Origin of the sequence: Pseudomonas sp. SWRI154, assembly GCF_014268645.1 — a bacterium.
In the GTDB taxonomy this organism is placed as follows: Bacteria; Pseudomonadota; Gammaproteobacteria; order Pseudomonadales; family Pseudomonadaceae; genus Aquipseudomonas; species Aquipseudomonas marvdashtae.
The window spans coordinates 160,026-173,464 of record NZ_JABWQW010000002.1 but is presented as its reverse complement, the minus strand read 5'-3'; the positions used below and the strand labels follow the sequence as shown (position 1 = coordinate 173,464).

Here is a 13,439-nt window from a genome sequence, read left to right as displayed (position 1 = left end):
ATGAACGGATTATAGCCCATCCCGCCACCAGGGCCTACGCCGTGGCCGAGATGATTCGGTCCGTCACGAGCCTGGATTGACCAACGGAGCTTGCATCAGGGCGTGTCTCAAAATACTGTGTATGCATCCAGTGCTAGAGCATTCTTCCATGCAACTCATCGCGAAACTCGGCATTCTTGCCGACGCCGCCAAATATGACGCATCTTGCGCCAGCAGTGGCGCCCCCAAACGCAGTTCTCGGGGGCGCGACGGGCTTGGCGCCACCGATGGCATGGGCATTTGCCATAGTTACACGCCGGACGGCCGCTGTGTTTCTCTACTCAAGGTGTTGTTGACCAATTTCTGCCTGTATGACTGCCAATACTGCGTCAACCGTCGCTCTAGCAACGTGCCGAGGGCGCGATTCACGCCGGAGGAGGTGGTTCGCCTGACGCTGGATTTCTACCGGCGAAACTGCATCAGCGGCCTGTTCCTCAGTTCCGGCATCATTCGCTCGGCGGATTACACGATGGAGCAATTGATCCGAGTGGCACGGCTGCTGCGAGAGGAGCACCAGTTTCGCGGCTACATCCATCTCAAGACCATTCCCGATGCTGATCCGCTGTTGATCGAAGAAGCGGGACGGTTGGCGGATCGCCTAAGCGTGAACATCGAACTGTCCAGCGAGGTGAGCCTCAAGCACCTGGCGCCGGAAAAGCGATTGACGACCATCCGCCAGGCCATGGGCACCATCCATCACGGTCAACAAGCGGTGGCCGGCGAGCCCCGGGCGCCGCGTTTTGCCCCGGCCGGGCAAAGCACCCAAGTGATCGTGGGGGCTGATGCCACCGATGACCACGCCATCCTGAGCAATGCCGAGTCGCTCTACCAAGGCTACGGCTTGCGGCGGGTCTACTATTCCGCCTTCAGCCCGATCCCCGACAGCCCCGCCAGCGTTCCGCTGGCCGCGCCGCCATTGCTGCGCGAACATCGTCTGTATCAGGCCGACTTCCTCATGCGCGGCTACGGCTACAAGGCCGGCGAGCTGCTGGGAAAAACCGCCAACCTGGACCTGGACATCGATCCCAAGCTGGCCTGGGCATTGGCCAATCGCGAAGTTTTCCCTCTTGACCTCAACCGTGCCGAGCCTGCGTTGCTGGCGCGTATCCCCGGCATTGGCCTGCGGAGTGTGCAACGCCTGGTAGCGCTGCGCAGGGAGCGGCGGATTCGCTACGACGATCTGGTGCAGATGCGCTGCGTACTTGAGAAGGCCCGGCCGTTTATCGTCACCAGCGATTATCGACCCGCCGACGCTCAAATGCGCAGTGGCTTGCTGCGGGCTCGTTTGCGCGATCCTCAAAGGCCTGTGCAAATGGGATTATGGGCATGATCGCGGTGGATTGTGACGATGATTTCGCCACGTGGCGTGACCAGGCCCGAACGCTGCTCGGACATGGAATCGACCCCTGCGACGTGACATGGTCCCAGGGCCCCACGGCCGATTTGTTGGCCGTGTCGGCGCCCTTGCCGCAAGGTCCGGGACCGTTCCGCACGCGTGTTCCGGCGGCCTTGTTGGATCAGCTCGAACAGGCCAGCCGCTATCAGGGTGAGCAGCGCTGGAGTCTGTTGTACGAAGTGCTCTGGCGCGTCGCCCATGGCGACCGCACGGCCATGCTCGCCGGGGATCGACTAGGCAGCGAACTGCAACGGCGCATCAAGCAGGTCAGTCGCGAAACCCATCATCTGCACGCCTTTGTGCGCTTCATCCCCTTGCCGCCAGCCGTGGCCGAGCGACTGGAACTGGATCTGGTGGCTTTCCACCAGCCGGCCCACGACATCCTTGAAAGCGCGAGTGGTCATTTCGCCGAGCGGCTGGGCCGGCAGCGCTGGCTGATCGCAACGCCTCGCGACGGTATCCGTTTCGATGGCCAGTCGCTGGATTACCAGCGGCGCTGCCCCGAGCAGTGGCAACAATGGGCCCGCCATGCCGAAGACCCCGGCGCCGAGTTGTGGCGCACCTATTATCGTCACATTTTCAACCCGGCAAGGCTCAATCCCACCGCGTTGCGACAGCACATGCCGGGGCGGTTCTGGAAGCATTTGCCGGAAGGGGACTTGATTCCGCAACTGGTGGGGCAGGCGCGGCAGGGGAAGCAGCGGGATGGGCAAGCGTTGGAGGTGGGGGAGAGGGAGGGTAAGCGAATAATCATTGGCAGCATGGCAGAGGCACTGCGTTGAGGCAGTGCCTGCGCGTCACCGCGTTCCTCAGATCATGCCGATGCCTTGGCGCTGCCGGGCTTAGGCGCATTCATCATCTTGTGTAGTTCTTCAGTCATGGCGGCTAGCCGTTTCTCCAGATCCTTCACATCGGATCGGGTAATTCCGTTTGCGTAGGGTTTGACGGTGCGGGTTCGCTTTTGCGGCGCTGGTGCCAGGTTGTGGACGGTTTCGGATATCAGGGCCTGACGCAGCAGATGGTTGATGACGGTTTGATAGCCAATGCCGGCATTTTCGGCGGACTCGCGAGCAGCTTTGATCACGTCGTCATCGAGCATGATGGTGATGCGGGTCTTGCCTTTACTGCTCGCAACGGGACCGCGCTTGGCGGTGCTGAAATCGTATTCTTCTTTCATAGGTCACCCCCCTAGGTACTGATGCAGTTCGTTTTTGGAGGCTACTCGCGCGCTGATGAGGCGGACGAAGTCCGGTTCGCGGTAGGTCTAGGCAACGACGAGAACACGACCGGTTGCGTCTCGGCCCATGATAACCCAGCGTGTTTCATCATGGTCGTTGTCCTCTCGTTCAAGGGCCATACCGTCGTAAAATACGGCTTAAACGTCTGCCAGGCTTACTTTGTGCTTCTTTTTGTTCGCAGCGTTTTTCGCCGAATCATACTGAACTCTGAATGTTTTCATTATGCATATTCTATATGTATAAAAAAGGCCCTTCGTCAGCTGTTTCTTTGGCCAGCCAAGGCGATAACCCCAACCATACGATGAAGTCCTTGGCCTCGTTTCAGGGTCTGGAGGTTCATTTGTTTCAAGATCAATCCATGCGCCCCATCCGTTGCGTTGCTCGTATCGCCTAAAAAACGACGTATCTGTGCGAATCCCAAACAAGTCCTGTGCCGCGCGCACTGTGTTCCAGTGCAGACCATCCCCCTAGCATTCCCTCATCCACTCCACGAATGAAGGAATCTCCCATGCAACGTTTCCCCCGCCGTTTTCTCAGTGCCTGTGTTTTATCGGGCGTTCTCGCCAGTGCTGGCGCCTCGGCCGAGACTCACCCGACCATCCGCGCAATGTCTGGCGCGGTGCAGGTCAGCCAGTTGCCTGCCGGTAAGACCGCGTTACTGGTGATCGATTTTCAGAACGAATACTTCACCGGTAAGATGCCGATCCCGGATGGCGCCGCAGCGCTGGCCAACGCGCGGAAACTGATCGAGTTCGCCAATGAACATGAAATGCCGGTCTACCATGTCCAGCACATTGCACCTGCCGGTTCGCCAGTGTTCGCCGTCGACGGTGAAACCGTGAAATTCCACCCTGACATGCAGCCCCGGGCCAAGGATTCGGTCTTGCAGAAAACTACCGTGAGCGTGTTCGGCAGTACCGATCTGGACAACCGGCTGAAAACCGCAGGCATCGAGAGCCTGATCGTCTCCGGCCTCATGACCCATGCGTGCGTGGCGGGAGCAGCCCGTGATGCGGCCCCGCAGGGCTATAACGTGCTGGTGGCGGCCGATGCCTCGGCCACCCGCGCGATCACTCGGGTCAACGGTGACTCGATAAACAAGGACGCTTTACATAAGGCTGCCCTGGCTGAAATCGAGGACACGTTCGGTGACGTGATGAGTACCGCCGACATCATCAAGCTACCGGTGCGCTGAAGCCCTATGAATCAGATGTTCGCCATGCGCGTGTTCCGCAGCATCGCCGAAGCCAAGGGTTTTTCAGCCGCCGCCGAGCGACTGGACACCACGCACTCGTCGGTGTCGCGGCACTTGCAACAATTGGAATCCGCGCTGGGCGTGCGCCTGGTCAACCGCAATACCCGGCGCATGAGTCTGACGGCGGCAGGGGAAAGATACTACACAGCGTGCGTGGATATTCTTGATCGCGTTGACGCCGCGTCCCAGGCCGCCGCCCTGGAACAGGAACGGCCCTCCGGACTGCTTCGAGTCAGCGCGCCGCTGGTCATTGGCACATTGGAACTCGCGCATTGGTTGCCGGCGTTCCAGGCACGTTTTCCGGATATCAGGGTTGATTTGTCGTGCTCCGATTCTCTGATCGATCTGGTGGCCGATCGCTTCGATGTGGCGCTGCGAATTTGCGGACCATTGGCCGACAGCAGTTTGGTCGCCCGGTTGCTCAGCGTCTCGCCGCTGGTGCTCGTGGCGGCGCCGGCCTACGTGTTCAAGTGCGGTTTGCCTCGCAGCGTGGCCGAACTCAACGACCATCGATTGCTGACCTACGGGGTAGCCACTCAATGGACGCTCGGCAATGAAGGCGGCGAATCGACCACGCTGGATTGCCAGGGCACATTTCATACGGACACCATTACCGCCTTGCACGCCTGCGCCCGCGCGGGTGGTGGCATCGCCGCGTTCACCTTGACGACGGTGCAGGATGACTTGCTGGCGGGTAGGCTGGTGCGGATCCTGCCTGAGCACACCCTCGGGGAGCGGCACTACTACGCGCTTTATCCTCATGCCCGGCATCTGCCAGCCAAGGTTCGGGCGTTCGTCGATTACATGGCGCAGTACTACCAGGGTAAGGCCTGACCAGGACTAAGCCGACGGACGCAACGAAGCCCCTTCCAGGGTCTTCCATAACTTGCGCATCGTCGGATTGCGATTGGCAATCGCGCAATACGAGCGAATCTCCAGCCGCGTACTCCATTGCTCGTCACCGGCCCTGACCAGCAACCCTCGCTCCAGCTCATCGATCACTGCGCTTTGCGGCAACCAGGCCACGCCGTAGCCTTCGATTGCCATGCGCATCAGCAGCATCGCCATGTCGGCTTCATAACAGCGCTCCAGCGCGGCCGGGGCCTGGCCGTTCCTGATGACAATGTCGGCGACACGGCCGAGGAACGTCGTGGCCGTGTAGGCGAGGTACGGGACGGCTTTGCCGGAGCGGCCCGGCAGACGGAACAGCGGTTCGCCCTTGCGATTGGGTGCACAGAGTGGAACGAATGCGTCGTGGCCGAGGGTCAGGCTGCCAAAACGCTCGGCGTCCAGCAGAATGGGCGCGAGCGGGTGATGGTAGACCATCATCAAGTCGCAACTGCCTTCTTCCAGGGCGATGACCGCGTCGTGGATATTGGCGGCCACCACCCGGGCGTTGAACTGCTCGTTGTGTTGTTGGAATTGCGAAAGCCACTTGGGCAGGAAGGTCATCGACAGGCTATGGCCTGCGGTGATCTGGATCGAGCGTCCCGGCATGCGTTCCACATCGCGCAAGGTTGAGCGCAACCTCAAGAGTCCGGCCAGCGCTTCTCTGCTTTCATCGCAGAAGGTGATGCCCGCCGCCGTCAATTGGACGGGGTAGGTTCCACGGTCCACGAGCTTGACCCCCACCCATTCCTCAAGCGAACGAATGCGCCGTGACAAAGCCGATTGCGTCACGCACCGGACTTCGGCTGCCCGGGAGAAGTTCTTACATTCGGCAATCGCCAAAAGGTCGTCCAGCCATTTGAGTTGCATCTCGGAATCTCCCGCTGCGATCGACAGATTCTAGAACTCATTGCCCCGGCCTATCGCAGCGAATTCGAAACTATTCCAAAAACGCATGGCGTCAGCCGGATTACTCATCATGTCGCTCAATCCGCTCCCTAGAATCGTCCTCGTAGCGTTGATGACTCGCAGCAGTGTGCGGTCAGCGTATTCCCCGCCAAGTAAAAAAAATCCAAGAACTACTTGAGGACAGTACCGTGAAGAAGAACAAGCTCCCGCGTCGAATAGCAATGGGCATCGCCTTAGGCGTGCTGACGGGTTGGGCGTGTCATCATTTCGCAGGGAGCGAGCAAAACGCCAAGGAGATTGCGGCGTACTTCTCGATGGTCACGGATATTTTCCTGCGCATGATCAAGATGATCATCGCGCCGCTGGTGTTCGCGACGCTGGTAGGGGGCATCGCCAGCATGGGCAATTCCCGTTCCGTGGGCCGGATTGGCGCCCGGGCAATGGCCTGGTTCGTGACGGCGTCGGTGGTCTCGCTGCTGATTGGGATGGGGTTGGTGAATTTGTTTCAACCCGGTGCCGGATTGAACATGGAAGTGGCCCAGCATGCGACCGCCGCTGTGCCGGTCAACACCGGCGATTTCAGTCTCAAGGCGTTTATCGGTCATGTGTTTCCTCGCAGCATTGCCGAGGCGATGGCCAATAACGAAATCCTCCAGATCGTGGTCTTTTCGCTGTTCTTCGGCTTCGCGCTGGCTGGCGTCAAACGCGCCGGTTTCATGCGTATCACCGATTCCATCGAAGAACTGGCGAAAGTGATGTTCAAGATCACCGACTACGTCATGGCTTTCGCGCCGATTGGGGTGTTCGCCGCCATTGCGTCTGCCATCACCACCCAGGGGCTGGGCTTGCTGGTGGACTACGGCAAGCTCATCGCCGAATTCTACTTGGGCATCCTGATTCTCTGGGCACTGTTGTTCGGCGCCGGGTACGTGTTCCTCGGACGTTCCGTGTTCCACCTTGGCAAGCTTATCCGCGAACCGATCCTACTGGCGTTTTCTACCGCCAGCAGCGAATCCGCGTACCCGAAAACCATCGAGGCGCTGGAGAAGTTCGGCGCGCCCAAGCGCGTGTCCAGTTTCGTCCTGCCCCTGGGGTATTCGTTCAACCTGGACGGCTCGATGATGTACCAGGCGTTCGCTATCCTGTTCATCGCCCAGGCCTACAACATCGACCTGAGTTTCACTCAACAGATGCTGATTCTCCTGACGCTGATGATCACCAGCAAGGGCATGGCCGGCGTCGCGCGTGCATCGGTCGTGGTGGTCGCGGCAACGTTGCCGATGTTCAACCTCCCGGAGGCGGGGCTGCTGCTGATCATTGGTATCGACCAGTTCCTGGACATGGCGCGCACTGCCACCAATGTGGTGGGCAACAGCATTGCAACGGCAGTCGTCGCCAAAGCCGAGCCGCACGAGGAGCCTGCTGAGGAAGGCCGCGGGCAGGCTACCGTCCGGTCAACCGCCGAACCGGTTCCGGTGGTTTGAGGAGCCAGGATATGAGAGCGAAGGGGGAGTCGATTCGCAACGCGCTTGCGGTGCGCAAGCTAGGCATCGTCGGTGGCCTGGGGTCGCTGGCTGGCGCTGATTTGTTCAATAAGCTGGTCAAGTCCAGGGCCGTGCTGGAGGAGCCGGATCGCTACCATTTCCTGTTTGAACAGCACCCCTTCAAGGACGTGCTGCTGCCCTTGGACGAAAGCGCGAGCATGACGTCGCGCAAGTTCTACGTCTTCCAGGTCTGCAAGGCATTCGAGGCCAATGGCCTTGATGCGGTGATGCTGCCATGCTTCGCGAGCCAGACTTTCCGCGCGCAGATCGAGGCTGAATTGGGTATCGCGGTGCTGGACATGATGGCCGCCCTGAGCCGACACGTCCGCCGCCGCGTACCGGTCGGGGCAACGTTGGGCGTGATTGCTTCCGACTTCGTGCGCCATTGCGGTTTGTTCGAAGATCACTTCGGCAAGGACTTCTCCATCGTCTACCCCGCCGTCGAAGCACAATCGAATGTGATGGAGGCGATGTACGGCCTCGATGGCATCAAGGACGGTCACTTTGACGGCGCACCGTTCGAGGCGGTTTTCCAGGCGTGCCTTTCGCTTCAAGCCCAGGGCGCCACGCTGATTCTGCCCGGCATGACTGAGCTTTCGCTCATCGGCAATGACTTGCAGCGCCGTGGGATCGCCGTGCCGGACATCAATCAGCTTTACGCGGATTTCGCGACGACGGACCGCGAGCCGCCGAGCCGTCCGGCGTTCAAGCTGGGTGTGGTTGGCGGTGTCGGGCCTGCGGCCACGGTGGATTTCATGGCCAAGGTGGTCAGCCATACGCCGGCTGGCAAGGATCAGGACCACATCAAGATGGTTGTCGAGCAAAACCCGCAGATACCCGATCGAACGGCCAATTTGCTGCGCGCCGAAACCGACCCGACGATGGCGTTGTACGCCGCGTGCAGGCGTCTTGAAGCATCAGGCGCCCATGCCATCGCGATCCCCTGCAACACCGCCCACGCGTTTGTCGAACGTATCCAGGCGCATTTGACGGTGCCGATCGTGAATATGCTGACCGAGACGGTGGACTGGATTGTGGACGCGTACGGCGCCGGCAAGGCGGTCGGCCTGCTGGCGACCTCGGGTACGTTGCAAAGCCAGGTCTATCATCAGGCTGCCAGCCGCGCCGGGCTTGAGCTTGTTACGCCCGGTGTCGATTATCAAGCCATGGTGATGGAGGCGATCTACGGGCCCCGCGGTATCAAGGCCGGCTACACCGAAGGGCTTTGCAAGGAGCAATTGCTCCTCGCGGCCGAACACTTGTGCGAATTGGGCGCGAAGGTGTTGATCCTCGGGTGTACGGAGTTGCCGCTGGTGCTCGGCCATTGCCCGGCTTATGAGCTCAACGGCCATCGCGTGGCGTTGGTAGACCCGACGATGATCTTGGCGTTGAAATGCATTGTGCTGGCCGGGAAGCTGGATGAGGCGCCGGGCGACTCCAAGGCTCCGTCGCCACAAGGGTTCAGTTTAATCAGACGGTTTTGATGACGCTTGGCGGCCTGCGCAAGGCGGCAATGTCACGCTTGGGGGATTCGCCGAACAGGCGGCTGTATTCACGGCTGAACTGCGAGGGGCTTTCATAGCCGACCCTGTAGGCGGCGCTCGCCACGTCCAAGTGCTCATTGAGCATCAAGCGCTTTGCCTCGTTCAACCGCAGCCACTTCTGGTATTGCAGCGGACTCATCGCGGTGAGCTGGCGGAAATGATGATGGAACGTCGGCGCGCTCATCTGCACTCGCGCCGCGAGGTCGTCGACGCGGATTGGCCCGGTGTAGTTCAGTTTCAGCCAGTCTATCGCCTTGGCGATCCGATACCCCTGGCTGTCGACGGAGGCAATCTGCCTCAGTCGCGCCGCCTGGTCGCTCATCAACAGTCGATAGTGGATTTCACGCTGGATCAATGGCGCCAGTACCGGGATCGCCTCGGGCTCATCCAACAAGGCCAGCAAACGTGCGAACGGCGCCAGGAAATCAGGCGTAGCCGTACCGATTCCGGCGCCAATCCCGACCGGGCGTTCAACGCGTGGCGCCAGGCCGCCCTGGGCGACCAGATCGGCGACCATGCGCAAGTCCAACCTCATGACCAAGCCCAGGCACGGCTGTTTCGGGCTTGCCATCAGCACTTCGGAATTTGCGGGCATATCCAGCGATGTCATGAGGAAGCGCGTGGTGTCATAGCCATAAGCCTGGCCGCCGATCCAGACTTGTTTCATGCCCTGGGCGACGAGGACGACGCTCGGTTCGATCATGCAGGTCGCGGGCGGGGCAGGGGCGTCGCGGCGGAAAAAACACAGGCCGGCAATCGACGTCTCGAAGTCGCCCGTTCCGGTCGCCCGGGTACCGATGAGGCCCGCGAGGCGCTCTTGTGGCGATCTGCCTTGAGTGGTCATGTCGATCTTCTGTCGGGTTGATAGTTATGGGCAGAACATTAACCCGCCAAGCGAAGCGTTGCCTACGCCCTACAGATACGTTCACAGGATCAGGCAAGAACTCCAGTGAAACGTTCTACCGACCAACGGCGCGAGTCCTTGAAAATGCAGAATCCAATCAGTGGCTGCGAGCCGTTGTTTTCATCTTCGGGCGTTGCATAGCCCGACGCTTAACCCATCGATAATTCAAGGCTTTCATCAATGACCACTACCTCATTGCCCAAACCGCAGGGCCAGCCTGCGTGGGGTGCGGTGCTCGCCATGTCGCTTGCCGCCTTCGCGCTCGTGGCCTCGGAGTTCATGCCGGTCAGCCTGCTGACGCCGGTAGCGACGGATCTTCACGTCAGCGAAGGGCAGGCCGGCCAAGGCATTGCCGTCTCCGGCGCATTTGCGCTGGTCACCAGCCTGTTCATCGCATCGGTTGCCGCGCGAGTCGACCGCAAATGGCTACTCTCGGCGCTGACAATGCTGATGATCGTGTCTGGAACAGTGGCTGCCATGGCACCCAATTACCCGATATTCATGGTCGGCCGTGCGTTGATTGGCGTTGCGATTGGCGGCTTCTGGTCGCTGTCGGCGGCCACGGCCATGCGCCTGGTACCGGAGGACAAAATCCCCCGCGCCTTGGCTATCGTCAATGGAGGCAATGCCTTGGCGACGGTGGTGGCCGCGCCGTTGGGCAGTTTTCTCGGGGCGATCATTGGTTGGCGCGGCGCGTTCTTTTGCATCGTGCCTGTCGCCGCGCTTGCCCTCGTCTGGCTGCTGTTGCGCCTGCCTTCGATGCCCGCCAACGCGAAACGAGGCACTGGCAACCCTTTCAAATTGATGGCTCAGGCGCAGGTGGCATTGGGCATGCTGGCAGTCAGCACGTTCTTCATGGGTCAATTCATGTTGTTCACTTATCTGCGACCGTTCCTGGAAACAGTGACGCAGGTGAGCGTGTCGCTGCTGTCGTTGATGCTGTTGGTGATTGGTTTGGCGGGTCTGCTCGGCACCTTCCTGATCGGCTCATTCCTGACAAATGGCTTGTATCGAACGCTCGTCATCATCCCATTAGTGATGGCTGCAATTGCCCTCGCCTTGGTTGCGTTCGGTGAGTCGGTGATCATCACCGCCTTGCTGCTGGGTCTATGGGGCCTGGTGGCGACAGCGGCCCCTGTTGGCTGGTGGACCTGGCTGGCCAGGTCCTTGCCCGAGAATGCCGAAGCAGGCGGCGGATTGCTGGTGGCGATCGTCCAGCTTGCCATCGCCACGGGCGCCACCGTTGGGGGCGCCCTGTTTGATGCGAGCGGCTATCGTGCGACGTTCGAAACCAGCGCCGGCGTGCTGGGCATCGCTGCCGTCCTGGCCTTCCTGGCGGCCCGCGCGGCGGCGCGCCAGTCGCCGCCCGTCTCGAGCGCGGCGACGTCCGGTGCGTTGGGTTGATCAGAGACGATGCGGCGAGTGCAACGCCAGATAGTGCGTGAGTGAACCGCTCGGCGGCTGCGGTTGGTGGCACATTGATATCTTGGTAAGCTTTGGACTCGTTACCTACCGAGTTGGTTAGTTTTGTGTCTACCGAGAGAGTTTCCCAATTGGAGCAAGCGCTCCTCGCAGTGATCGCCGCTGCGGGCAAGATGGGCATCAGTTGCGATGAGTTGTGCGCTCAGGCAGTGGGCGGATTGGTGTCCGAGCGCTACTGGAGCTGGGCGGATGCCCAACATGCACAAGGCGCCGCCGACGAGATCGATAACGCCTGGACAACTCTGGTTGGCAGACAAACAACGATCCACGGGACTCGGGCATCTGAATCAGGGCCTGACGCCGAGCTTGAATCGGCGGCCGGCTAAACGCTTCAGTCTTCGCGAAAATGGGCGACTCAAGGTCGCCCATTTTCTTTTCAGAGCCCCAGGCCTTCCTCGACAACCGAGAGGAAGGCATCTTCATCCAGCGTCAGCGGTTCTGAGCGCTGCGGTCCGGTTGACCGCAAATGCCAGATCGATTCGCCGTGCCCACCCACGGTGCGCAGGATGCAGCGCTCCAGGCCCGTCATGTGGATTTCGATGCAGCCGTCCGAGCTGGAGGAAAAGCGCGCGATCGGGTCGAGCACGATGCGCCGATGATTGCCTTCGATCACCAGTTGGTCGATGGCGTAGTTGTAGGTCGAACCACTGCAATGGCGTTCAAATACGTGGGTCGGGTTGTTTCGGATGTCCAGGCCGGCCTCACAGACCGGCGCCAGCCAGGTTTCGATCTGACGGTACAAGTCATAGACCTGGCCGGGCCAATGTTCAATGGCCAGGTCGGCGTAATTGTCGGTATCGGCCGGGGTTCGTTGGGCCTGCCTCAGCTTGGCCGCGAGTTCGTCTGCCTTGCTCATGTCTATTCCCTGTCGTGGTGATAGGTTGAGCTTAGCTGAAGGGGCTGAGTGTTCATTTGCGCTGGATCATGAGTCGTTTCATTTTGATTGGCGAAGGGCCGGATTCGGGCAGCTCACACGGGATAAGGCGCATCAATGCCGCGCCTCAAACGACGCCGCAGCCTGCGCGGGCACGTTGTCCGTGGACATTCGCCCGGGTATATCCGGCAGCGAAGCGATGTGCACGGCGCGGGACGGCATGGCGAAGCGCACGCCGATCTTGGCGAATTCCTCCATCATGCCCAGGTTGATGGCCTGCTGGATGTCCATGTACACGTTGTAGCTGGGATCCAGCACGATATACACCGTCTCGAATTCCAGTGCGCTTTCGCCAAACCCGCGAAAGTGCGCGCGGTCGAAGCGGGTCTTTTCCTGAGCCTTGATGATGCGTTCGACGATAACCGGCACTTGGCGCAGTTGTTCTGGCGAGCATTGCTGGGGCAGAGAAAATTCGAAAACGATGCGCCGCTCCTGGAGCCGCTTGTAGTTCTGGATCGTGGTGCTGATCATCCCGGCGTTGGCCATGACGATCTGCTCGCCGCCCAGGCTGCGGATCCGCGTGGTTTTCAGGCCGACGTGTTCTACGGTGCCGGCCAGGGAGCCCACCACAATGAAGTCACCGACTTCGAAGGGTTTGTCCACGGCGATTGACAGCGAGGCGAACAAATCCCCGAGGATGTTCTGCACGGCGAGCGCCACGGCGATGCCGCCAACCCCGAGGCTGGCGATAAAGGCCGTAATATTCACGCCCAGGTTGGAAAGCATGGCCAGCAGCACCACCGCCCACAGGAACACCTTCGCGCCCCATAGGCTCAGGGTGGCCAAGGCACTTTTCTGATGAATATCGGTATGGCTGTGACGGGCGAAATAGTGCAGCAACGCCAGGGCGATCGCCCGGTTTGCCCACAATCCCACCTGCAAGGCGGCCACCACGAACCAAAGGCTGCTGACCCGGCCCAACCAGCGTTCCGGTAGGTCCAATATGCCGATGCCAATCAGAATCGAGGCCAATAACAACAAGGTATTGCTGGTACTGGAAAGCACTTCGACAGCGATGTGGCTGAGGTAGGCATCAGGTTTTTGAGCCCGGGCACGCACGTTTTTCAGCAGGAAACCGACGCCTGTCCTGGCGATGATAAAACTCACCGCTGTCACGGTCAGTGCCAGTAACCAGTTGGCGATGGAGATGCCCAGCAGTTGGGTGTCGGTAAAGATTTCGAGGGAGGTTGAATCCATTGACGGGTCACCTGTGCCATTGCTGTTCAGGTCGGGACCCAGGCCGATTTGACGCGAAGGCCTTGGCCGGGCCATGAACCTGATTAGTTCGCCTCGGCCACGGGCCGTT

The 13,439-nt window shown here is 60.3% G+C and carries 13 protein-coding genes and 1 pseudogene; 8 read left to right on the top strand and 6 right to left on the bottom strand.

Annotated elements, in window-relative coordinates:
• Positions 1-148 precede the first annotated feature (148 nt).
• A complete protein-coding gene (locus HU806_RS02800) occupies positions 149-1,369 on the top strand; it encodes a putative DNA modification/repair radical SAM protein (protein ID WP_186609797.1) in 1,221 nt (406 codons plus the stop codon).
• A complete protein-coding gene (locus HU806_RS02795; protein ID WP_186609796.1) occupies positions 1,360-2,217 on the top strand; it encodes a TIGR03915 family putative DNA repair protein in 858 nt (285 codons plus the stop codon). Before HU806_RS02800 ends, HU806_RS02795 begins: the two co-directional genes overlap by 10 nt.
• 32 nt (positions 2,218-2,249) lie before the next feature.
• On the opposite strand, the gene HU806_RS02790 is transcribed toward HU806_RS02795, so the two are convergent.
• Together HU806_RS02790 and HU806_RS02785 are read right to left on the bottom strand one after the other, a co-directional pair.
• Positions 2,250-2,612, bottom strand: coding sequence for a BrnA antitoxin family protein (locus HU806_RS02790; RefSeq protein ID WP_186609795.1), 363 nt, complete (start codon positions 2,610-2,612; stop codon positions 2,250-2,252).
• A 3-nt stretch (positions 2,613-2,615) separates the two neighbouring features.
• Positions 2,616-2,894, bottom strand: a pseudogene (locus HU806_RS02785) (BrnT family toxin).
• A gap of 287 nt (positions 2,895-3,181) precedes the next feature.
• Between HU806_RS02785 and HU806_RS02780 the strand changes: the two are divergent.
• Complete coding sequence (locus HU806_RS02780; protein WP_186609794.1) at positions 3,182-3,868, top strand: cysteine hydrolase family protein; 687 nt, start codon at positions 3,182-3,184, stop codon at positions 3,866-3,868.
• Between the two features lie 6 nt (positions 3,869-3,874).
• On the top strand, positions 3,875-4,762 hold the full coding sequence (locus HU806_RS02775; protein ID WP_186609793.1) for a LysR family transcriptional regulator: 888 nt from the start codon (positions 3,875-3,877) through the stop codon (positions 4,760-4,762).
• A 6-nt stretch (positions 4,763-4,768) separates the two neighbouring features.
• On the opposite strand, the gene HU806_RS02770 is transcribed toward HU806_RS02775, so the two are convergent.
• Positions 4,769-5,686: a LysR substrate-binding domain-containing protein gene (locus tag HU806_RS02770; RefSeq protein ID WP_186609792.1), complete on the bottom strand. Its 918-nt coding sequence runs from the start codon at positions 5,684-5,686 to the stop codon at positions 4,769-4,771.
• A 227-nt stretch (positions 5,687-5,913) separates the two neighbouring features.
• Between HU806_RS02770 and HU806_RS02765 the strand changes: the two genes are divergently transcribed.
• Complete coding sequence (locus HU806_RS02765) at positions 5,914-7,209, top strand: cation:dicarboxylate symporter family transporter (protein WP_186609791.1); 1,296 nt, start codon at positions 5,914-5,916, stop codon at positions 7,207-7,209.
• A gap of 11 nt (positions 7,210-7,220) precedes the next feature.
• Entirely contained in the window at positions 7,221-8,753 is a 1,533-nt protein-coding gene (gene cuyB, locus HU806_RS02760) for a cysteate racemase (protein ID WP_186609790.1), read from the top strand.
• On the opposite strand, the gene HU806_RS02755 is transcribed toward cuyB, so the two are convergent.
• Positions 8,740-9,657, bottom strand: coding sequence for an AraC family transcriptional regulator (locus HU806_RS02755; RefSeq protein ID WP_186609789.1), 918 nt, complete (start codon positions 9,655-9,657; stop codon positions 8,740-8,742). The genes cuyB and HU806_RS02755 overlap by 14 nt on opposite strands.
• A 240-nt stretch (positions 9,658-9,897) precedes the next feature.
• On the opposite strand from HU806_RS02755, the gene HU806_RS02750 reads away from it, so the two are divergent.
• Positions 9,898-11,121 carry an MFS transporter gene (locus HU806_RS02750; RefSeq protein ID WP_186609788.1) on the top strand — a complete coding sequence of 408 codons (1,224 nt, stop codon included), beginning with the start codon at positions 9,898-9,900 and terminating at the stop codon, positions 11,119-11,121.
• Positions 11,122-11,270: 149 nt separating this feature from the next.
• Positions 11,271-11,525 (top strand): hypothetical protein, encoded by a 255-nt coding sequence (locus HU806_RS02745; RefSeq protein WP_186609787.1) that lies wholly within the window; start codon positions 11,271-11,273, stop codon positions 11,523-11,525.
• 50 nt (positions 11,526-11,575) lie between these two features.
• Here the strand turns inward: HU806_RS02745 and HU806_RS02740 are convergent, their stop codons facing one another.
• Together HU806_RS02740 and HU806_RS02735 are read right to left on the bottom strand one after the other, a co-directional pair.
• Positions 11,576-12,055, bottom strand: a complete 480-nt coding sequence (locus HU806_RS02740; RefSeq protein WP_186609786.1) for a hypothetical protein — start codon at positions 12,053-12,055, stop codon at positions 11,576-11,578.
• Positions 12,056-12,187: 132 nt separating this feature from the next.
• The gene (locus HU806_RS02735) at positions 12,188-13,330 is read right to left on the bottom strand and encodes a mechanosensitive ion channel family protein (RefSeq protein ID WP_186609785.1); all 1,143 of its coding nucleotides are present in this window, start codon (positions 13,328-13,330) and stop codon (positions 12,188-12,190) included.
• Positions 13,331-13,439 lie beyond the last annotated feature (109 nt).